The sequence below is a fragment of the Burkholderia diffusa genome, from assembly GCF_902499115.1.
Taxonomy (GTDB): domain Bacteria; phylum Pseudomonadota; class Gammaproteobacteria; order Burkholderiales; family Burkholderiaceae; genus Burkholderia; species Burkholderia diffusa.
Genome location: NZ_CABVPN010000003.1, coordinates 1 through 21,245 on the forward strand (window position 1 = coordinate 1; position 21,245 = coordinate 21,245).

The following is a 21,245-nucleotide window of genomic DNA, read 5'->3' on the forward strand; positions in this document are numbered from 1 at the left end:
CGTCCGCTTGATCCCTTGCTCCATTTGGCACCTCTTCGTTTCGGCGAAAAAGTGTCAACCTATTTCAGGACGGGTCAATGCCATGAAAAAAGCCGCCGTGCGCGAAGCACGGCGGCTTTTTTTGTCGGCTGCGTGGCGCGGCGTCAGGCCACGCGTTCGCCGGTCGGTGCGGTGCCGTCGGGCGCGTGATGGCGGCCGTGCTGCTTCGCGAGCAGGTCGCGGTACAGGCCCGGACGGTTGCGCAGCACGTCGGGGCTGCCGTCGTCGATCACCTTGCCGTTGCTCATCACGATGATCCGGTCGAAGTTGCGCAGCGTCGACAGCCGGTGCGCGATCGCGATCACCGTGCGGCCGACCATCAGGCGGTCGAGCGCGCTCTGGATCGCTTCCTCGGATGCGCTGTCGAGTGCGGACGTCGCTTCGTCGAGCAGCAGGATAGGCGCATCCTTCAGGATCGCACGCGCGATCGCGATGCGCTGGCGCTGGCCGCCCGACAGCTTCACGCCGCGGTCGCCGACGATCGTGTCATAGCCTTCCGGCATCGCCTCGATGAACTCCGAGCAGCGGGCGTCGCGCGCGGCGGCGAGCACTTCCTCGCGGGTCGCCTCGGGGCGGCCGTATGCGATGTTGTCGTAGATGGTCCGGTGCAGCAGCGAGATGTCTTGCGGCACGAGCGCGATCGCGTGCCGCAGGCTGTCCTGCGTGATCGCCTTCACGTCCTGCCCGTCGACCTTCACGGCGCCATCCTGCGTGTCGTAGAAGCGCTGCAGCAGCGCGAGCACGGTCGACTTGCCGGCGCCCGACTTGCCGATGAGGCCGACGCGCTGGCCCGGTTCGATATGGAGGTCGAAGTGGTCGAGGATCGCGCGGCGATGCGGATACGCGAACGTCACGCGTTCGAAATCGACGCGCCCACCCTTGGCCGACAGCGGTTGCGCGTCGGAGCGGTCCGGCATCCCGTGCGGCTCGAGCAGCGTCTTCACGGCTTCGGACAGGCGCGCCACATGCTGCGTGACGTCGACGAGCGCGACCGCCAGATCGCGCGTGCCGTGCAGGATCGTGAAGCCGAGCGAGCTGACGAGCACGATGTCGCCGGAGGTCGCGCGGCCTTGGTCCCACAGCCACAGTGCCCAGCCGAGCAGGCCGGCGGACAGCATCGCGGTGATCACCGCGTGCAGCAGGCGCAGCTTCTCGAGATAGAGCAGGCTTTGCTGGCGCGCGTCCATCTCGGCCTTCACCGTTGCGCCGAAGCGCTTCTGTTCGCGCAGCGTCATCCCGAACGCGCGCACGAGGCCCATGTTGCCGATCACGTCGACGAGCTCGCCGTCGACCGCCGCGGCCTTCGACGCGAACGCGTGATGGCGCGCGGAACCGCGCCCGGCAAGCTTGAACAACACGACCGAGAGCACGGCCGAACAGCCGAGCAGGCCGGCGGCCATCAGCGGGTTCACGACGATGATCATCAGGATCGCGCCCATCACCGCGATGCACGGCGGCAGCACGTTCCACGCCATCGTGTTCTCGGACGTATAGACGGCGTTCGACGTGGCGGTGATGCGGCTCGCGAGCGTGCCCGGCTGCTTTTCCGAGTAGTACGTCGGCGAATGGCCGATCAGGTACTGGAACAGGTCGCGCCGCAGGTCGCCGGTGACCGCGACGAACGTGTGCGCGGCGACCCAGCCGCCGACGCGCCACAGCAGGTTGTCGGCCGCGATCAGCCCGACGAGCAGCGCGAACGCACTCCACAGCGGGCCAGGATGATGACGCCCGGTCGCGAGCACGTCGATCAGGTGTTTGATCGCGTATTGCGAGCCGAGCGCGCAGCCGACGGCGGCCAGCACGCTGCAGAGCACGATCAGGTGCGCGACGGGATGCAGGCGGATGTAGCGGAACAGAAACGCGATCGGCCGATGCGCGTAGCTCGACAGCTTCGCGTTGTGGGCGTTGCGCTGGGCAGGGGTGAGAGATTCCAAAATATGCGTGCGGTGATTCGGTGATTGAGCGGATCGGTGGATCGCAGCCCACGGTCGCCCGGACTGAATAATCCGGCATTGTAAACAAGGCCGTGCATTGCGCTGCGCGAATCTTGCCTTGGTCACGGGCGCGCGACCAATTTTGAGATAAAATTCGGCATCCGTCCTGCCGCATGCGCCGGAATCGCGATGCCGGCAGCGAGGGGACGACTCGGAACGCCAAAAGGGCCTTCCACTCTAGAACGGACGCCCAAGTCCGCGGGTTGCAAAGTGTTGCACCTTTGTAACAAAGTAAAGTGTTTGAAATGTTGTGCGCCGTATCGGGATTAACCCTAGATAATCGGCTCCGGGTTCGATTCCAGGTTTTTACGAACCCCTGTCAACGGGTCTTCGTTTCAAACGTTCTATGCCTGTCGCGTCGCCGACGCTCCTTGAGCAGCGCGGGTTCGACGCCCCCGGCAGGCTGATTCGTCCGATTTTCGGACGAAATGCATCCAGCCCGGACCGCCGGCAGGTTGCCGACCCATACCTGGTTTTTAGCCGATTTTTTAGGAGTTACGCATGCGAATCGCCCAAATCGCTCCGTTGCACGAAGCGGTGCCCCCGAAACTGTACGGTGGTACCGAGCGAGTGGTGTCCTACCTCACCGAAGCGCTTGTCGAGATGGGGCATGACGTCACGCTGTTCGCGAGCGGCGATTCGCAAACGTCGGCGAAGCTCGAAGCGTGCTGGCCGCAGGCGCTGCGCCTCGACCCGACGATCCGCGACGTGATGGCCCCGCACATGCTGCTCCTCGAGCAGGTGCGCCGCCGTGCGGAAGAGTTCGACGTCCTGCACTGCCACATCGACTACTACCCGTTCTCGCTGTTCTCGCGCCAGCCGGTCCCGCATCTGACGACGATGCACGGCCGTCTCGACCTGCCGGAACTGCAGCCGATCTTCAACGCGTTCAGCGACGTGCCGGTCGTGTCGATCTCCGACAACCAGCGCATCCCGCTGCCGCAGGCGAACTGGCTGTCGACCGTCTACCACGGCCTGCCGGAAAACCTGCTGACGCCGATCCCGAACGTGAAGCCGAGCTACCTCGCGTTCCTCGGCCGCATCTCGCCGGAGAAGCGCGTCGACACCGCGATTCGCATCGCCGAGCAGGCCGGCCTGCCGATCAAGATCGCCGCGAAACTCGACAAGGCCGACCGCGCGTACTACGAAGAGAAGATCAAGCCGCTGTTCGCGCTGCCGCACGTCGAGTACATCGGCGAAATCAGCGAGTCGGAAAAGACCGAATTCCTTGGCAACGCGCACGCGCTGCTGTTCCCGATCGACTGGCCGGAGCCGTTCGGCCTGGTGATGATCGAGGCGATGGCCTGCGGCACCCCGGTGATCGCATTCAAGCGCGGTTCGGTGCCGGAAGTGATCGAAAACGGCGTGTCGGGCTTCGTCGTCGAAGACGAACTGTCGGCCGTCGCGGCGCTCAAGCGACTCGATACGTTGCCGCGCGAGAAGGTGCGCGCCGCGTTCGAAGCACGTTTCTCGTCGAAGGTGATGGCGCAGAACTACGTGAAGGGCTACGAGGAACTGCTGCGCCAGAAGCACCGCACGGTGCTGCGCGAAGTCAACGCAGGCTGATGCCGGCGCGTCGGCCGCACTGCGGCTGAGGCCGTCATTGACGCCCCGTCCGGGTCCCCGGCGGGGCGTTGTCACATCTGCGGCGCCGATCTGTTGTATTCTCGCCGCGCCCGGCGCCGCGAACGGTCCCGGAAGCGGCCCGGCACGCCATCCGGTCGTCTGTCCAGACGGTAATGTCCCTATAATGGCCGTGCCGCGAAATCCGGCCCGCACGAACATCGAGAGGAGAGCAGTCTTGGCGAGATCGAAAACCACGCGCGCAGCGCCGGCCCCCGGCGCCGGCGTGATCTTCGCGTTGCGCGCGATCGGTCTCGTGCTGCTCGCGCGCTGGCTGTTCTCGATGTCGCAGATGGGGTATCGCGCGTCGCTGTCGGCGATGGTGTCGTCGCCGTGGGCATTCGTCTATCTCGTGCTGATTTTCCTGCTGCTCGCGCTGCCGGGCGCCGTCGCGCGCGCCGAGCGGCCGTTCCACCCGCTGCCGCAGTGGCTGCGCCAGGCGCTGCGGGTCTTCGCGCTGATCGGTTTCCTGTTTGCCGTGTGGTCGATCGGCGCGTTCGCGTGGGCGGCCGGCTGGCGCCGTGCGCTGCACGCGGTGACGGCGACCAACGGCTGGCTCATCGCCGCGCCGGCGCTGTATGCGGCGATCGTGTGGATGTGTCGCCCGCGGCCGCTGTGGCGCACCAACGTGGCCGCGCGACGCTTCGCGGTCGGCCGCTACGCGATCTCGCTCGATACGCTCACGCGTACCGCGATCGTCTGGATGGAGAGCCGTAAGGTCGGCCAGTACGACGCGCGCGAACTGTCGGTGCGCTGGCCCGGCCGGGGCGCGTCCGCCGCGGCCGAGCAGGGTGCGCAGGCGGCCGTCGTGCCGCCGCGTCGCGGCAGCCTGTTTCGGCGGCCGAAGGTGGAACTGCTGTGGGATTCTCCGGCGGCCGTCGGCCATAACCGGCAGATCGTGATGCGCGCGCCGCTCGCGACCGAGGGCGACCGCGTTGCGGTGCTCGCGCTCGACGCCGCGCTCAAGCAGATCGTCTGACAAGGCCTGCGCGGCGCGCGGGCGACAAGGAGGCGCAATGATCGTTCGCTGGTTGCTGGCAGCCGTTCACCTCATGGCGTTCGGCGTCGCGTTCGCCGCGATCGCGGGGCGCAACCGCGCGCTGCGCCGGGTCATCGCGTCGGCGCAGGCCGCCGACCTGCCCGGCGTGTTCAAGGCCGACGCGGCCTGGGGATTGTCCGCGCTGGTGCTGATCGCGACGGGGCTCGCACGCGCGTTCGGCGGCTTCGAGAAGGGCGCCGCGTATTACCTTCACGCGCCGCTCTTCCACCTCAAGATGACCGCGCTCGTGCTGATCCTGCTGCTCGAGATCGTGCCGATGCTCGGGCTGATCCGCTGGCGCATCGCCGCGCGGCAACAGCAGATGCCCGATCTGGGCCGCGCACGGACCTATGTGCGCATCGGCCATTGGCAGGCCGTGCTCGTGATGGTCATCGTGTTTGCCGCGTCGGGAATGGCGCGGGGGATCGGGGCGGCCGGTTAGGCCTTCCGGCCGGGCGGACCAGCCGCCCGGCTCGTCCTGCGCTCAGCGCACGAGGCAGGGGCGCTTGTTGTTGAACGTCCAGCCCGGAATCAGATACTGCATCGCGGCTGCATCGTCGCGCGCGCCGAGCCCGTGCTGCTTGTACAACTCGTGCGCGACCGCGACCGCATCCATGTCGATGTCGATGCCGAGACCCGGACGCTTCGGCACTTCCACGAGCCCGTTCTCGATCTTCAGCGGCTCGCGCGTCAGCCGTTCGCCGTCCTGCCAGATCCAGTGCGTGTCGATCGCGGTGACTTGACCGGGCGCGGCGGCCGCGACGTGCGTGAACATCGCGAGCGACACGTCGAAGTGGTTGTTCGAATGCGAGCCCCACGTGAGGCCCCAGTCGCGGCACATCTGCGCGACGCGCACCGAGCCCTGCATCGTCCAGAAGTGCGGGTCGGCGAGCGGGATGTCGACCGCCTGCAACTGCACCGCATGGCCCATCTGCCGCCAGTCGGTCGCGATCATGTTGGTCGCCGTCGGCAGCCCGGTCGAGCGGCGGAATTCGGCCATCACCTCGCGGCCCGAGTAGCCGTTTTCCGCACCGCACGGATCTTCCGCATAGGCGAGCACGTGATGCAGGTCGCGGCACAGCCGCACGGCCTCGTCGAGCGACCACGCGCCGTTCGGATCGAGCGTCACGCGCGCGTCGGGGAAGCGCTCGGCGAGCGCCGTCACGGCTTCGACCTCGCGCGCGCCTTCGAACACGCCGCCCTTCAGCTTGAAGTCGTTGAACCCGTAGCGCGCATGCGCGGCTTCGGCGAGGCGCACGACCGCCTCGGGCGTCAGCGCGGCCTCGTCGCGCACGCGCGTCCAGTCGTCGGTCGCGCCGCGGCCGTCGCGATAGGGCAGCGCGGTTTGCGTCCGGTCGCCGACGTAGAACAGGTAGCCGAGCATCTCGACGCGCTCGCGCTGCTGTCCCTCGCCGAGCAGGGCGGCCACGGGCACGCCGAGATGCTGGCCGAGCAGGTCGAGCAGCGCGGCTTCGAGCGCGGTGACCGCGTGGATCGTGGTGCGCAGGTCGAAGGTCTGCAGGCCGCGGCCGCTCGCGTCGCGGTCGGCAAAGGTGCGCCGCACGTCGTTGAGCACCGCATGGTAGTTGCCGACCGGCTGACCGACGACGAGCGCGCGCGCATCCTCGAGCGTGCGGCGGATGCTTTCGCCGCCCGGCACCTCGCCGACGCCGGTGCGGCCCGCGCTGTCCTTCAGGATCAGGAGGTTGCGGGTGAAGAACGGGCCGTGCGCACCGCTCAGGTTGAGCAGCATGCTGTCGTGGCCGGCGACCGGGATGGCTTGCAGGTCGACGATGCGCGGCGTGTCGTGGGAAGGCGAGGCAGTGACGGCGTTCATGGCGGCGATGGCGAAAGAGTGGGCAATGCCGTGCGGCAAAAGCTTTGCCGCGCGCGGCGGGAGGTGCGATCATTCGACAACCGACGTGCGCGGCGCGCAAGCCCCGCATGTCGACAGCAACCCGAAAGGGTGAGGGCGACCCGCTCGATGCCGGTGTCGCGGCGGACCGGAGCCAAGCGCGGATGCGCGCTTCGGTGTCGACCGTGAAACCGGGCGCCGGCAGCCGCGCACAAGCGCGAATGCTGGCCGATCGTGAACCACGGGACCCGGCAGGTGCTTGTACACCAGCCTTGGTCAACAGGAGATCCGTATCGCGATCATCAGTCGTCGGATGACTTGTGACGCAGTATAATGAATCATCGGCGTTCGCTCAAACCCCGCGTAAACCCTCGGCTCACATTACGATCATTCAAAAAGGAACCGGCCTCATGTCCGTGCCCACGCTTCCCGCAGCGCCGCGCCGTCGCGCACGCAGCCTCGCACAAGATGTCGTCGACGCGCTGACCGCGCAGATCGAAAACGGCACGCTGCGTCCCGGCGACAAGCTGCCGACCGAAACCGAAGTCATGGCGGCGCAGGGCGTCAGCCGCACGGTCGTGCGCGAAGCGATCTCGCGGATGCAGGCGAGCGGCCTCGTCGAGACGCGCCACGGCATCGGCAGCTTTGTGCTCGAACCGACGCGCCGCCAGGCACTCGGCATCGATCCCGCGACCATCACGACGCTGCGCGACGTACTAGCCGTGCTCGAGCTGCGCATCAGCCTCGAAAGCGAATGCGCGAGCCTCGCCGCGCAGCGCGCGAACGATACCGACCTCGCCGCGCTGCGGCGGGCGCTCGACGCAATCGCGTCGGGGGCGGGCGGCGGCCGCGACACGGCGCAGCTCGATTTCCAGTTCCACCTGCAGATCGCGCAGTCCACCGGCAACCGCTACTTCGTCGACATCATGACGCAGCTCGGCGCGTCGATCATTCCGCGCACGCGCGTGAATTCGGCGCGCTTCGCCGGTGACGACCTCGAGCGCTATGTCGGCCGGCTCAATCACGAGCATGAAGACATTTACGAGGCGATCGCGCGTCACGACCCGGAGGCCGCGCGTGCCGCAATGCGCACGCACCTGACCAACAGCCGCGAGCGGCTGCGCCGTGCGCACGAGGCGGCCGAGGCGGAACGCGACACGCAGGCCAGCTGACGAGACGGCCCGCACAATGCCGCGGGTCACGTCGAATACCGTCTAAACATCAGTCATCGCATAAGATCGGCGCGATTGCGCCGATCGTTTTATTGCTTGCGATGCATCCGTCGGCACGCGCATCGTGCGAGAGAAGGCGGGGCGGCGTTTCCGCCGTGGCCCGCCCCCAGGCCGCCTGGCTATCCAGGCAGCTGATCCTGCTCGATCAGCCTCCCTTCGTCACGATGGTCTTCCACGTACCGCTCTTCACCTGATAGAGCGTCGACATCCCGCTCTTCAGCGAGCCGTCGCTCGCGAACGAGATGCGGCCGGTGACACCTTCGAAATCGACTTTCTTCAACGCCGGGCGATAGACCTTCGGATCGGTCGAGTTGACCGCCTGCATCGCCTTGATCGCCGCCCACGCCGCGTCGTAGCCGAACTGCGCATACGACAGCACGTCGACACCGAAGCGCTTCTTGAACCGCTGCTCGAAATCCTTGCCCTGCGGCAGCTCGTCGAGCGGCCGTCCGTATTCCCACGCCATCGCGCCTTCCGCGGCCGGGCCGGCGATCTTGATGAACTCGTTGTCCTTCACGCCGCCGCCGCCGACGAACTGCGCGTTCAGCCCGAGCTGGCGCATCTGCTTGATGAAGTTCGCGGCGAGCGAATCGAGACCGCCGAAGAAGATCAGGTCGGGATTCTTGCCCTTCAGGCTCGTGATCTGCGCGCGGAAGTCGACCGCCTGGTTGCTGGTGAACTCGCGGCCGATGATGTTGCCGCCGGCCGCCTTCACGGCCTTCTCGAACTCGTCGGCCTCGCCCTGGCCGAACGCGGTGCGGTCGTCGATGATCGCGATGCGCTTAGCCTTGGTCACGTCCACGGCGTACTTGCCCGCGTTGCCGGCGTTCTGGCCGTCGGTCGCGATCACCATGAACATGTTCGCGAGCCCGCGCGACGTGAGCGTCGGGTTGGTCGCGGCCGGGTCGATCACCGGGATGCCGGCCTTGTCGTAGACCACCGACGCCGGAATCGTCGTGCCCGAGTTGAAGTGGCCGACCACCACCGACACGTTCTGGTCGACGAGCGCCTGGGCGGCCTGCACGCCGATGCGCGGGTCGGCCTGGTCGTCCTGCACGACGAGGTTGAAGTGCGCGGGCTTGCCGGCGATCTGGATCTTCTGCGCGGCCGCATCGTCGAGCGCGAGCTGTACGCCGTTCTGGAGATCCTTCCCGTAACCGGCGTTCACGCCGGTGAGCGGCGCGGCGAAGCCGACCTTCACGTCGGTTGAGTCGGCCGCCTGAGCGGCCTGTTGCGAGAGGAGAGCTACCGCGGATACGACCGATACCGACAACAGGGAATGACGGAATTTCATGTTCGTTCCTCTTGTTCTTACACCAGCGGGTGGGTACCGCACGCAGCCGGCGGGCCGGGCGCGTGCGACGGGCGGGCGGTTCGACCGCTTCTCGGAATCGGGCGGGGAGGTTGGCATGCTGATGCTTCCCGGAAGAATCTCCCGTCAGGCTCTGCGAGGAGCCCCGATCGCTTCGATATATAGGTCGCCGATATGCGCGGGTCTTGGCAATTTGCTGCGCATTCGGTGCGGATTTGCGCATAGCTTCTACGCGAGCGTGGGCGGCCGGTATCGGGAGTTTCCCGTCGCGAGCGCAACGGGTCGGAAGGCGGGCGGCGGTGGGGGGCAGACACGGCGCGGCCCGCCGGGGCCGCGCCGCGTCATGCGAGCCGTCAGTCGGACAGCGCGTCCGATGCGGTTTCGGCGTCGTCGTGCGCCGCGGTCGTGCGGATCAGCGGGTCGCTGGTGCTCGGGCGGCCGGTCTCGACGTGGCCCGCGAAGCGGCGCTGGAATCCGAGCGGCTTGCCGTCGCTGACGGTCAGGTCGTACCAGCCGTTGCTGCCGCGCAGGTCCCAGTAGTCGTCGACGTGCGTACCCGGCTTGAGGTCGAACTCACGTGCATGGCCGTGGCCGTATGCGTTCGTCACCTTGAGCCGCACGGTCTTGTGGCCGCGGTTCATCAGGCGCAGCGTGATGTTGCCGTTCGCGACGTCGTAGCCGTAGATCACCTCGGGGTTGACGCTCGCGGGGCCGACCGCCGACGCGGCGGGGCTGCGGAAGTGGCAATAGAAGCCGTTCGGGCCGTACACGTCGAGGTCGTACAGGCCGAGCGACGGCGCCGGGCTCCACGTGTCGGAGAGCCGCTTGCCGGCGTCGACCGTGTAGGTCCACGGGCCGTCGACGCGGTTGCGCGCCTGAACCTGGAACGCCGCGCCCGCCGCGCCGGTGTTCGCGAAGGTCAGCCGGAACTGGCCGCTCGCGTTGTCGATCCGGCCGTGCACGAACAGTTCGTACGGCAGCGCGCGCGCCGGACGCAGGCCGGCCTCCTGCTTCGGCAGATGCTGGACGACCGGCGGCACCGGGATGTAGTCGGGGTGACGGTTGCGGTCGGGCGGCGCGTAGCCGCTCGTGTCCGGGAGCTGTGGCCAGCTTGCGTCGGGCGTTGCGAAGTCGAACGCGGACGTCAGGTTGCCGCACACCGTACGGCGCCACGGCGACACGTTCGCCGCGGTGACCGCGTACTGCGAGCCGAAGCGCGCTTCGATGAATTGCAGCAGCGACGTGTGATCGAAGGTTTGCGAACAGACCCAGCCGCCCTTGGTCCACGGCGATACCACCAGCATCGGCACGCGCGGCCCGAGCCCGTACGGGCCGGCCATGTGCGACGCATCGCCGGCGAACACCTCGTTGGTCGTCGCGACCGTTGACAGCCCGTTGTCGCGCGACTGCGGCGCGAACGGCGGCTGCACGTGATCGAAGAAGCCGTCGTTCTCGTCGTAGGTGATAAAGAGCGCGGTCTTGCTCCACACGTCCGGATTCGACACGAGCGCCTTCAGCACCTGCTCGATGTACCACGCGCCGTAGTTCGCCGGCCAGTTCGGGTGCTCCGAGTACGCTTCCGGCGCGCAAATCCACGACACCTGCGGCAGCGTGCCGTTCTTCACGTCCTGCTGCAGCACGTCGAACAGCGTGCCGCCGGCGCTGATGTTGGTGCCGGTGCGCGCCTTGTCGTACAGCGGCGTGCCGGGCAGCGCGCTGCGGTACTGGTTGAAGTAGAGCAGCGCGTTGTCGCCGTAGTTGCCGATGTACGGGTTCTGCGTCCAGCCCCACGAGCCGTTCGCGTCGAGCCCCGTGCCGATGTCCTGGTAGATCTTCCACGACACACCGGCCTGCTCGAGCACTTCCGGATAGGTCGTCCAGCCGTAGCCCTTTTCCTCGTTGCCGAGCACCGGGCCACCGCCCGTGCCGTCATTGCCGACGTAGCCGGTCCACATGTAGTAGCGGTTCGGGTCGGTCGAGCTCGGGATCGCGCAGTGGTACGCGTCGCAGATCGTGAACGCGTCGGCGAGCTGGTAGTGGAACGGAATGTCGTCGCGCTTCAGGTACGCCATCGTCGTGGTGCCCTTGTTCGGCACCCACTGGTCGTAGCGGCCCTTGTTCCACGCGGCGTGCATGTCCTGCCAGCCGTGCGGCAGGTCCTGCAGGAACTGCAAACCGAGCTTGTCGGCGCCCGGGTGGAACGGCAGCAGCTCGGCCGGGCCGACCGGCTGGTGAAACACCGACTTGCCGTTCGCGAGGCGCAGCGGGCGCGGGTCGCCGAAGCCGCGGACGCCGCGCATCGTGCCGAAGTAATGGTCGAACGAGCGATTCTCCTGCATCAGAATCACGATGTGTTCGATGTCACGGATCGTGCCGGTACGGCGGTTCGCGGGAATGGCGAGCGCATCGCGGATCACGGGCGGGAACAGGTTCAGCGCGGCGGCGCCGGCGGTGCCGGCGGCGACGCGCAGGAAGTCACGACGGTTCGATCGGGTCATGGTCGTTATCGTGCGTTAAAGGGGGAGCCGGTTGGCGGGACATGCGGGAAATAACGGGCGCGTCTGCGGCGCAGGATGCGGCTGCACCGGTCGTGCCGCCGCGAGCATAGCGAGTATTCGGTGTCATTCATGTGAAGTCCGGAAACGTTTGCAGGCGCGGCGTTGAACGGACAACGGCCGGCGGTCGTGGTGCAAGGGAAACGGGGACGCGGACAGCGGGAAGGCGGGACAGCAGGACAGCGGGACAGCAGAGGGCGCGCGCCGGCGACGCGGATGCGGCGGCGTCAGGCGTCCGTCACCCACGCACCGAACCATTCGCTCGGGCGGGCGATTTCATCCTGCGCGGCGACGAGTTCGAGCTCGTAGCGGCGCGCGTCGTAGGTCGCCTTCACGACCGCGTGCACGGCCGCGAGCGTGTGCTCGAACGCGGCGCGCACCGAGTCGCCGCGCAGCCGGCGTGCGACGAAGATGGCGCTGGTGAGGTCGCCGACGCCGACCGGATGGCGCGGAAACGCATACAGCGGGCGCTGGCCGATCCACGCCTCGGTCTCGGTGACGGCGAGCATGTTGAAGCGGTCGGCCGGGCTGTTGCGGTCGTGCAGGTGCTTGACGAGGATGATCTTCGGGCCGCGGCGGATCAGCGCGCGGCAGGCATCGACGGCTTCGGCGACGGTCTCGATGCGCCGCCCGGCGAGCTTCTGCAGCTCGGTGTGGTTCGGCGACATGCCGTCCGCGAGCGCTGGCATCTCCTGGACGATGAATTCCTCGACGCCGGGTTCGGGGCGGATGCCGCCCGTCTGGCCCAGCGCCGGATCGCAGAAGTACCACGCGTTCGGGTTCATCGCCTTCACCGTGCGCACGATCTCGACCGTCGCGCGCGCCTGCGCGGGCGAGCCGACGAAGCCGGACAGCACCGCGTCGCAGCGCTTGAGCGCGCCGATCGCGGCGACGCCGTCGACGAGCTGCTCCATCTTCGCGGCATCGATCGCGCTGCCGGCCCAGTGGCCGTACTGCATGTGATTCGACAGCTGGACGGTGTTGAGCGGCCAGACGTTGACGCCGAGGCGCTGCATCGGGAACACGGCCGCGCTGTTGCCGGCGTGTCCGTAGATGACGTGCGACTGAATGCTGAGGACGTTTTTCATGAGCGTTCGCCTGCAGGCGTTTCAGGGTCACGTCACACGATACCCGAGATCGTCGCGTGCGCGGAAGCCGCGCAGTCATCGAGTGTTGCGCGCCGTCGTCAGCCCGACCGCGTAGAATCGCGGTGCGCGGGGCCGCCTGGTTGCCCGCGTGCATTTCTCATTACCGTGATCGCCATGCCCTCGATTTGCAAGATGTTGTCCCTCGCGCGCGCCGCCGTGCTCGGCGCGGGTGTCGCTGCCGCATGCGCGACGCCAGCCGTGGCCGCCGTCCCGGCGCCGGCCGGTAACGACGGGCCCGCGTATGGCCCCCGCCTGGAAGGCTTCGCCTATCCGGAGCCGGTGCACCGCTACGCGTTCGTGTCCCAGCGCGAAACCCTCGAGATGATGTACATGGACGTGCGGCCGGCGCACCCGAACGGCCGCACCGTCGTGCTGCTGCACGGGAAGAACTTCTGCGCGGCGACGTGGGAGGACACGATCGGCGTGCTGACCCGCGCCGGCTATCGCGTGATCGCGCCGGACCAGATCGGCTTCTGCAAATCGTCGAAGCCCGAGCGCTACCAGTTCAGTTTCCAGCAGCTCGCGCGCAACACGCATGCGCTGCTCGAGTCGATCGGCGTGAAGTCGGCGACGATCGTCGGACATTCGACGGGCGGGATGCTCGCGATGCGCTACGCGCTGACGTACCCGAAGGCGACCGAGCAGCTCGTGCTGGTGAACCCGATCGGCCTCGAGGACTGGAAGGCGCTCGGCGTGCCGCCGCTGTCGGTCGACTACTGGTATGCACGCGAGCAGAAGACGACGGCGGACGGCATCCGCCGCTACGAGCAGGCGACCTATTACGCGGGCAAGTGGGCACCGTCCTACGAGCGCTGGGTGCAGATGCTCGCCGGCATGTATCGCGGCCCGGGCCGCGACGCGGTCGCGTGGAACTCCGCGCTGATCTACGACATGATCCTCACGCAGCCGGTGGTCTACGAACTCGGCGCGATTCGCGTGCCGACGCTGCTGCTGATCGGCGACAAGGACACGACCGCGATCGGCAAGGACGTGGCGCCGCCCGACGTGCACGCGAAGCTCGGTCGTTACCCGGAACTCGCGAAACGCACGCAGGCGGCGATTCCCGGCGCGCAGCTCGTCGAATTCCCGACGCTCGGGCACGCGCCGCAGATCCAGGACCCGGACGCGTTCCACAAGGCGCTGCTCGAAGGGATGGAGGCGGTGCACCCGCCGCAATGACGCGTGCGCGGGCGCACCCGCCCGGTCAGCAGGTTTCGTTCGCGAGTTCGTCGCGGATCTGTGCCGCCAGTTCGAACGAGCGCACCCGTGCGGCGTGATCGTAGATCTGCGCGGTGATGATGACCTCGTCCGCGCCCGTCTGCGCGATCCGGTCGCGCAGCTTGTCGCGCACCGTGTCGCGCGAGCCGACGGCCGCGAACGACAGCGCGTGCGCGACGTTCGCGAGTTCGAACTCGCTCGCCTCGAGCGCGTCGACGGGCGGCGGCAGCTTGCCCGGCGTGCCGCGGCGCAGGTTGATGAACTGCTGCTGCAGCGACGTGAAGAGGCGCCGGGCCTCGTCATCGGTATCGGCCGCGAACACGTTGACCCCGACCATCGCATGCGGCTTTGGCCATGCGGCCGACGGCCGGTACTGCGCGCGATACAGCTCGAGCGCTCGCATCAGATAGTCCGGCGCGAAGTGCGACGCGAACGCGAACGGCAGCCCGAGCATCGCGGCGAGCTGCGCGCTGAAGAGGCTCGAACCCAGCAGCCACACGGGCACGTCCAGCCCCGCGCCGGGCACCGCGCGCACGCGCTGGCCGGGCACCGGCTCCGCGAAGTAGCGCTGCAGCTCGGCGACGTCGTCCGGAAACGAGTCGGCGCTGCCGATCAGGTCGCGGCGCAGCGCGCGCGACGTGGTCTGGTCGGTGCCGGGCGCGCGGCCGAGCCCGAGGTCGATGCGCCCCGGATACAGCGACGCGAGCGTGCCGAACTGCTCGGCGATCACGAGCGGCGCATGGTTCGGCAGCATGATCCCGCCCGAGCCGACACGGATCGTCTTCGTCGCGCCCGCCACATGACCGATCACGACGGCGGTCGCCGCGCTCGCGATTCCGGGCATGTTGTGATGTTCGGCGAGCCAGTAGCGCCGATAACCGAGGCGCTCCGCGTGCTGTGCGAGATCGACGGTGTTGCGGAACGCCTGGGCAGCGTCTGCGCCGGCGGGAATGGGAGCGAGATCGAGTACGGAAAACGGAATCATCGGGTGGCCTTCGAAAGGGAGGGGCGCGGTGATGCGCATGCGCAACAGATGGCGACGATTTTGCCAAAGGGTTCCGGAACGCGCTGGCGACGCGCGGATACCCATGCGCCTTTCAGGGGTGCAAGGTAAGGTCTGGTGATTGTTGCAAAAATGGACCCAATCACCAAATAATTACCGATCTTTACCGCGATTGCACGTGTCTTCGCATCGACGTACAAATTTCCACGAAACGTTTGATTTTCAAGACTGCAATATGCCTGCAAAGCGCTTACGCTAACGTGAACGGGGTGGCACCAGAATGGTTCCCCGGCCGCACAGCTTTGCCGAAATCGCACCAGTCCGTTACGCGAGGCGTCCGAGCGCACGTCGGCTCGGGCTGATAAAATCCGGCGCTTGCCCATGTTGTGCCGATGGTAGCCATTCGAATCTTCCCGCATCCCGTCCGGGCATCGCGCGAGGATGTGCCACGCGAAGCCGGGCATGGCCGCCTTCGGGGAATGGGCCGTGCCTCCCCATTACACAGACGCTGCTGGAACAAGGAGTCGGGTCGTGCCCGCGTTCGTTGCTGTCGGAATATCCAATCACGTTCAACCCGGTTCGATCGATCGGCAGGGCGCGCGCGTTGCCGGAGGGCATCGCGCATGACGCCGGCCGTCACGCTGCTGGACTGGCTCCTGACCGTGTTCACGCTGGCCGCGGCTGGCTACGCGCTCGTCGCCGCGTTCGCGCCGCAGCCGCGCACGCCGCGCACCGCCGCGCGCGACGGCTTCGAGCCAGTCAGCGTGCTCAAACCGCTGTGCGGCGCGGAGCCGCACCTGTACGAGAACCTCGCGACGTTCTGCGAGCAGCGCCACCCGCGCCATGAAGTGCTGTTCGGGGTCGCTTCGGCGGCTGATCCGGCCATCGCCGTGGTGGAGCGGCTGCGCGCCGATTATCCCGAATGCGACATCACGCTCGTGATTGACGCGCGCGTGCACGGCAAGAACCTGAAGGTCAGCAATCTGATCAATCTGGCCGAGCGGGCGAAGTACGGCCGCATCGTGATCGCGGACAGCGACATCGCGGTGAAGCCGGATTATCTGGAGCGCGTGACGGCGCCGCTCGCCGATGCGTCGGTCGGGGTCGTCACGTGCCTGTATCATGCGCGCAGCGTCGGCGGGTTCTGGACGCGGATCGGCGCGCAGTTCGTCGATGCCTGGTTCGCGCCGTCGGTACGGATCACGCACCTCGGCCGCTCGAGCCGCTTCGGCTTCGGCGCGACGCTCGCGCTGACGCGCGACACGCTCGCCCGGATCGGCGGCTTCATCGCGTTGAAGGACGAACTGGCCGACGATTTCTGGCTTGCCGAGCTGCCGCGTCGCCTCGGGCGGCGCACCGTGCTGTCCGAGGTCGAGGTCGCGACCGACGTGATCGAGCCGTCGTTCGGGCCGCTCTGGCACCGCGAGACGCGCTGGCTGCGCACGATCCGTTCGCTGAATCCTGCCGGCTTCGCGTTCCTGTTCATCACGTTTACCGCGCCGTGGCTCGCGATCGGCGCGGCACTGGCACTGCGCCTCGACGGCACCGTCGCCGGGACGCTGGCGGGTGGCGCGGCCGTCGTCGGTGCGTTCGGGCGGCTCGTGCTGCACGCGCGCGGCGAGGACGGCTGGTGCGCCTTCTGGCGCGATCTGCCGCTCGTCGCGGTGCGCGACACGCTGCTCGCGCTCGAATGGCTCGCGGCCGCGTTCGGCACGCACGTCGTGTGGCGTGGCGCGAGGATGACGGTCGTCGGCGGCGAACGCGCGACGGCGGCAGTGGAAGGTGGGGACGGCCGCTGAGGTGCGTTCCCCGAGGGAGCCGGCCATGCGTGCGGTCCCGATCGAATCCGGCCCGAAGGCCGAGACGCGCCGCGCGGCAACGCCCGTGCGACGCGACATGACAGAGATGCGGGCGCCGGCAGGGCGGCCCGCGGTTGATTGACTGAATCGTTGAAACGAATCGAACTATGCAGGCTACCGGAGCATTCATGAAAACGCTGTTCTTGCAGGCCCCTTCGTATGACGGCTTCGACGGCGGAGCCGGTTCGCGCTACCAGGCGAAGCGCGAAATCCGTTCCTTCTGGTACCCGACGTGGCTCGCGCAGCCGGCGGCGCTCGTGCCGGGCAGCCGCGTCGTCGACGCGCCGGCCGACGGCCTGTCGGTCGAAGAGACGCTGAAGATCGCCAACGACTACGATCTCGTGATCATCCACACGAGCACGCCGTCCTTCCCGACCGACGCGATGTTCGCGCAGGATCTGAAGAAGATGAAGCCGTCGATGCTGGTCGGCATGGTGGGCGCGAAGGTGATGGTCGATCCGCACAATTCGCTCACGGCGAGCGAGGCGATCGACTTCGTGTGCCGCGAGGAATTCGACTACACCTGCAAGGAAATCGCCGAAGGCAAGCCGTTCCCCGAGATCAAGGGCTTGAGCTGGCGCGCGAAGGACGGCTCGATCGAGCACAACGAAGCGCGTCCGATCCTCGAGAACATGGACGAACTGCCGTTCGTCGCGCCCGTCTACAAGCGCGACCTGAAGATCGACAACTACTTCATCGGCTACCTGAACTACCCGTACGTGTCGATCTATACGGGCCGCGGCTGCAAGTCGCGCTGCACGTTCTGCCTCTGGCCGCAGACGGTCAGCGGCCATCGCTACCGCACGCGCTCGGTCGAGAACGTGCTCGCCGAAGCGAAGTGGATCCGCGACAACATGCCGGAAGTGAAGGAACTGATGTTCGACGACGACACCTTCACCGACGACCTGCCGCGCGCCGAAGCCATCGCTATCGGTCTGGGCAAGCTCGGCATGACGTGGTCGTGCAACGCGAAGGCGAACGTGCCGTACAAGACGCTCAAGGTCATGAAGGAAAACGGCCTGCGCCTGCTGCTGGTCGGCTTCGAATCCGGCGACGACCAGATCCTCGTGAACATCAAGAAGGGCGTGCGCACCGATTTCGCGCGCCGCTTCAGCGCGGACTGCAAGAAGCTCGGCATCAAGATCCACGGCACCTTCATTCTCGGCCTGCCGGGCGAGACTCAGGAAACCATCAAGAAGACGATCGAGTACGCGAAGGAAATCAATCCGCATACGATCCAGGTATCGCTCGCCGCGCCGTATCCGGGCACGACGCTCTACAAGCAGGCCGTGGAAAACGGCTGGATGGAAGAGAACAAGACCATCAACCTGGTTAGCAAGGAAGGCGTGCAGCTGGCGGCGATCGGCTATGCGCACCTGTCGCGCGACGAGATCTATCACCACCTCGAGCAGTTCTATCGCCAGTTCTACTTCCGTCCGTCGAAGATCTGGGAGATCGTCCGCGAAATGCTGACGAGCTGGGACATGATGAAGCGCCGGCTGCGCGAAGGCGTCGAGTTCTTCCGCTTCCTGCGCGCGCACGAGGCCTGATTCGTGACGACGCAGCGGGCGGCGCGGGCGCTGATCTTCACCGCGGACGACTTCGGGCTGCACCCGCGCGTCAACGCGGCGGTCGAGCGCGCGCATCGCGACGGCGTGCTGAACGCCGCGAGCCTGATGGTCGGTGCGCCCGCGGCGCAGGATGCGATCGAACGCGCGCGGCGCCTGCCGTCGCTCGCGGTCGGCCTGCATCTGGTCCTCGCGGATGGGCCGGCCACGCTGCCCGCGCATGAGATCCCCGCGCTCGTCGGCCCCGACGGGCGGTTCGGCGACGCGATGGCGAAGGGCGGCTGCCGCTTCTTCTTCCTGCCGCACGTGCGCGCGCAGCTGCGCCGCGAGATCCGCGCGCAGTTCGAAGTGTTCGCGGCAAGCGGCCTGCCGCTCGACCACGTGAACGCGCACAAGCATTTCCACCTGCATCCGACCGTGCTGTCGATGATCATCGAGATCGGCCGCGACTACGGGCTGCGCGCGGTGCGGCTGCCGTACGAAACGAGCGCGCCCGCGCTGCTCAAGCCGTGGATCGCGCTGGTGCGCGCGCGGCTCGACCGCGCGGGGCTTGCGCATAACGACTATGTGGTCGGGATCGAGCATACGGGCGCGATGGACGAGGCCGTGCTGCTCGACGCGCTGGCCAAGCTGCCGCCCGGAGTCGGCGAGATCTACTGTCATCCGGCGGAAGCGGGCGACGGCCCGATCACGCCGACGATGGCCGATTACCGTCCGGTCGACGAACTGGACGCGCTGCTGTCTCCGCGCGTCGCGGCCGCGCTGAAGGCTGCGGGCGTCGCGACCGGCGGTTTTGCCGACGTATTCGGCCAGCCCGCGGTGCGGCGCGGCGCGCAATCGTCGCGCGCACCGGGAGCGCAGCCGTCATGACCAAGTGGATCAAATGGCTCGGCTGGCCGCTCGGCATCGGCATCCTCCTCGCGCTCGGGTTGCACGAAGGCATCGGCGACGTTACCCAGATGCTCGAGCGCGCCGGTTTCGCGCTGCTGTGGCTCGTGCCGTTCCACGCGCTGCCGCTGCTGCTCGACGCGTATGCGTGGCACCAGCTGCTCGACCGGCGCGCGCCGCTGTCGTTCCTGTGGTGGGTCGCGACCGTGCGCGAAGCCGTGAACCGGCTGCTGCCGGTGGTCGGGATCGGCGGCGAGCTGGTCGGGATCCGGATGGCGCGCTGGCAGGTGCCCGATGCGAGCCGCGTGACCGCGTCGGTGATCGTCGAGGTGCTGGTGACGATCGTCGTCCAGTATGCGTTCGCCGCGCTCGGCCTCGTGCTGCTGCTCGCGACGACGCACGACATGGGCGGCGGCACGATCGGCCTCGCGCTGCTGCTGACGCTGCCGCTGCCGGTGCTCGGCGTCGTGCTGATGCGGCGCGGCGGAATCTTCCACGCGATCGAGCGATTCGCGGGGCGTCTGCTCGGCGATTCGCACCGGTTGCTGCAGGGCGTCGACGGCAAGCGGCTCGATGCCGACATCGATAGCCTGATGTCGCGCACGGGCCTGCTGTTCAGCGCGTTCTTCTGGCAGCTGTCCGGCTATGTGCTCGGCGCGCTCGAAATTTATTGGGCGCTCGCGCTGCTCGGCCATCCGGTATCGATCGGTGGCGCGATCGCCATCGAGGCGATGACGCAGGCCGTGCGGCATGCGGCGTTCATGGTGCCGGGCGGTCTCGGCGTGCAGGAGGCGACCGTCGTGCTGCTCGCGCAGATGTTCGGCGTCGATCGCGAGACGGCGCTGTCGCTCGCGCTGGTCAAGCGCGGCCGCGAGGTGCTGTTCGGCTGCCTGGCGCTCGGTTCGTGGCAGCTGGCCGAACTGGTGCGCACGCGCCGCCGGATCAAGGCCGCGCCGGCCGGGGGGCGCGCGGCGCAGGCGAGCCGCGAGGCCGAGGTGGAAACCGAAACGATGCATTGAACACGAGACGGGCCGCGCGCCCGTCTCGCGCTTTTGGCGTCGCGCGGGTATCCTTGCCGCGTGTTTTCTCGACGCGCATTTCTTCTGATGATTTTCCGTTTCCGGCTTCTTCCCGTGACGATGCTGGCCGCCGCGCTGGCGCTGACCGGCTGCGACGACAAGCAAGGCAATTTCGACGTGCAACGCATCAGGGACTTTTTCAACGCGATCAAGCCGGCACCGCTGCTGCTCAAGGGGCTGAAGGCCGGCGTATCGACCGAAGCCGACGTGCGCGCCACGATGGGCAAGCCCGAGACCGAGCGCGCCTTCACCGACGGCTCGAAGCGCCTCGAATATCCGCGCGGCCCGATGGGCAACCAGACCTGGTTCGTCGACCTCGACGCGAGCGGGCACTACACGGGCGCGACGCAGGTGCTGACCGCCGAGAATTTCGCGAAGGTGCGTCCCGGGATGACCGAGGACGAGGTGCGGCGCCTGCTCGGCAAGCCGGGCGACATCGCGCAATACCCGCTGAAGCCCGAGACGGTGTGGAGCTGGCGCTGGCTCGAGGACGGCGTGAACACCGACGCATTCTTTAACGTTCATTTCGGCCCGGACGGGCTTGTCTATACGACTTCGCGCTCCGACATCCTGAAGGGGCGGTGAGACCGGCTGCGGCGCTATATCGAAAAAGCGACCGGAAAATTGCAAAAAGTCCGCTTACCTGCGTGTCATCCGACTGTCAGGAAGCGGCTTTTTTCCTTTTGAAACAGTGGCGTAGGCCGTGCCTGCAAATGGTGGGACGAATTGCTGCGGCGCAGCAATCGCGTGCACGGTGATTTGAGGCAATCAATTTCGCTTGCGACTATCCGCGTCAGCCCGGCGCGGAAAGGTATGCGCGCCGGTGTTCATAT

At 67.5% G+C, this 21,245-nt stretch carries 17 protein-coding genes; 11 read left to right on the top strand and 6 right to left on the bottom strand.

Annotation, left to right across the window (positions count from 1 at the left end; translation table 11 throughout):
* On the top strand, positions 1 to 189 hold a 189-nt coding region (locus BTE28158_RS03600; protein ID WP_217481641.1), incomplete at its 5' end, for a hypothetical protein.
* Here BTE28158_RS03600 and BTE28158_RS03605 read toward each other — a convergent pair.
* Entirely contained in the window at positions 144 to 1,973 is a 1,830-nt protein-coding gene (locus BTE28158_RS03605; RefSeq protein ID WP_124623290.1) for an ABC transporter ATP-binding protein, read from the bottom strand. The two genes, BTE28158_RS03600 and BTE28158_RS03605, sit on opposite strands and share 46 nt — an antisense overlap.
* Before the next feature lie 561 nt (positions 1,974 to 2,534).
* Between BTE28158_RS03605 and BTE28158_RS03610 the strand changes: the two genes are divergently transcribed.
* The 3 genes from BTE28158_RS03610 to BTE28158_RS03620 all read left to right on the top strand — a co-directional run bounded on the left by BTE28158_RS03610 (position 2,535) and on the right by BTE28158_RS03620 (position 5,137).
* Positions 2,535 to 3,599 (top strand): glycosyltransferase family 4 protein, encoded by a 1,065-nt coding sequence (locus BTE28158_RS03610; RefSeq protein ID WP_059599136.1) that lies wholly within the window; start codon positions 2,535 to 2,537, stop codon positions 3,597 to 3,599.
* 235 nt (positions 3,600 to 3,834) lie between these two features.
* Positions 3,835 to 4,635 (top strand): hypothetical protein, encoded by an 801-nt coding sequence (locus BTE28158_RS03615; RefSeq protein ID WP_059599137.1) that lies wholly within the window; start codon positions 3,835 to 3,837, stop codon positions 4,633 to 4,635.
* A 37-nt stretch (positions 4,636 to 4,672) separates the two neighbouring features.
* Positions 4,673 to 5,137 carry a DUF2214 family protein gene (locus BTE28158_RS03620; RefSeq protein ID WP_059599138.1) on the top strand — a complete coding sequence of 155 codons (465 nt, stop codon included), beginning with the start codon at positions 4,673 to 4,675 and terminating at the stop codon, positions 5,135 to 5,137.
* A 42-nt stretch (positions 5,138 to 5,179) separates the two neighbouring features.
* Here BTE28158_RS03620 and gudD read toward each other — a convergent pair whose 3' ends face one another.
* Positions 5,180 to 6,532 (bottom strand): glucarate dehydratase, encoded by a 1,353-nt coding sequence (gene gudD / locus BTE28158_RS03625; RefSeq protein ID WP_151048774.1) that lies wholly within the window; start codon positions 6,530 to 6,532, stop codon positions 5,180 to 5,182.
* A 428-nt stretch (positions 6,533 to 6,960) separates the two neighbouring features.
* Between gudD and BTE28158_RS03630 the strand changes: the two genes are divergently transcribed.
* Complete coding sequence (locus BTE28158_RS03630; RefSeq protein ID WP_059599140.1) at positions 6,961 to 7,722, top strand: FadR/GntR family transcriptional regulator; 762 nt, start codon at positions 6,961 to 6,963, stop codon at positions 7,720 to 7,722.
* A 205-nt stretch (positions 7,723 to 7,927) separates the two neighbouring features.
* Here BTE28158_RS03630 and BTE28158_RS03635 read toward each other — a convergent pair whose 3' ends face one another.
* The 3 genes from BTE28158_RS03635 to pdxY form a co-directional block, all read right to left on the bottom strand.
* A complete protein-coding gene (locus tag BTE28158_RS03635; protein WP_124902092.1) occupies positions 7,928 to 9,076 on the bottom strand; it encodes a branched-chain amino acid ABC transporter substrate-binding protein in 1,149 nt (382 codons plus the stop codon).
* 371 nt (positions 9,077 to 9,447) lie between these two features.
* The gene (locus BTE28158_RS03640; protein ID WP_151048773.1) at positions 9,448 to 11,592 is read right to left on the bottom strand and encodes a phosphocholine-specific phospholipase C; all 2,145 of its coding nucleotides are present in this window, start codon (positions 11,590 to 11,592) and stop codon (positions 9,448 to 9,450) included.
* Positions 11,593 to 11,876: 284 nt separating this feature from the next.
* Positions 11,877 to 12,737 carry a pyridoxal kinase PdxY gene (pdxY, locus tag BTE28158_RS03645; RefSeq protein WP_059523664.1) on the bottom strand — a complete coding sequence of 287 codons (861 nt, stop codon included), beginning with the start codon at positions 12,735 to 12,737 and terminating at the stop codon, positions 11,877 to 11,879.
* A gap of 174 nt (positions 12,738 to 12,911) precedes the next feature.
* Here pdxY and BTE28158_RS03650 point away from each other — a divergent pair, with 174 nt between their 5' ends.
* The gene (locus BTE28158_RS03650; RefSeq protein ID WP_151048772.1) at positions 12,912 to 13,976 is read left to right on the top strand and encodes an alpha/beta fold hydrolase; all 1,065 of its coding nucleotides are present in this window, start codon (positions 12,912 to 12,914) and stop codon (positions 13,974 to 13,976) included.
* 25 nt (positions 13,977 to 14,001) lie between these two features.
* On the opposite strand, the gene BTE28158_RS03655 is transcribed toward BTE28158_RS03650, so the two are convergent.
* The gene (locus tag BTE28158_RS03655; protein WP_151048771.1) at positions 14,002 to 15,000 is read right to left on the bottom strand and encodes an LLM class flavin-dependent oxidoreductase; all 999 of its coding nucleotides are present in this window, start codon (positions 14,998 to 15,000) and stop codon (positions 14,002 to 14,004) included.
* A gap of 641 nt (positions 15,001 to 15,641) precedes the next feature.
* Between BTE28158_RS03655 and hpnI the strand changes: the two genes are divergently transcribed.
* The 5 genes from hpnI (at position 15,642) to BTE28158_RS03680 (ending at position 20,997) form a co-directional block, all read left to right on the top strand.
* A complete protein-coding gene (hpnI, locus tag BTE28158_RS03660; protein ID WP_059599145.1) occupies positions 15,642 to 16,817 on the top strand; it encodes a bacteriohopanetetrol glucosamine biosynthesis glycosyltransferase HpnI in 1,176 nt (391 codons plus the stop codon).
* 188 nt (positions 16,818 to 17,005) lie between these two features.
* A complete protein-coding gene (hpnJ, locus tag BTE28158_RS03665) occupies positions 17,006 to 18,427 on the top strand; it encodes a hopanoid biosynthesis associated radical SAM protein HpnJ (RefSeq protein ID WP_031400064.1) in 1,422 nt (473 codons plus the stop codon).
* Positions 18,428 to 18,430: 3 nt separating this feature from the next.
* Positions 18,431 to 19,315, top strand: coding sequence for a hopanoid biosynthesis-associated protein HpnK (gene hpnK, locus BTE28158_RS03670; RefSeq protein ID WP_151048770.1), 885 nt, complete (start codon positions 18,431 to 18,433; stop codon positions 19,313 to 19,315).
* Positions 19,312 to 20,352 (top strand): lysylphosphatidylglycerol synthase domain-containing protein, encoded by a 1,041-nt coding sequence (locus tag BTE28158_RS03675; protein ID WP_151048769.1) that lies wholly within the window; start codon positions 19,312 to 19,314, stop codon positions 20,350 to 20,352. The genes hpnK and BTE28158_RS03675 overlap by 4 nt, the downstream gene beginning before the upstream one ends.
* Before the next feature lie 87 nt (positions 20,353 to 20,439).
* Complete coding sequence (locus BTE28158_RS03680; protein WP_059599148.1) at positions 20,440 to 20,997, top strand: hypothetical protein; 558 nt, start codon at positions 20,440 to 20,442, stop codon at positions 20,995 to 20,997.
* The last annotated feature ends 248 nt before the right edge of the window (positions 20,998 to 21,245 follow it).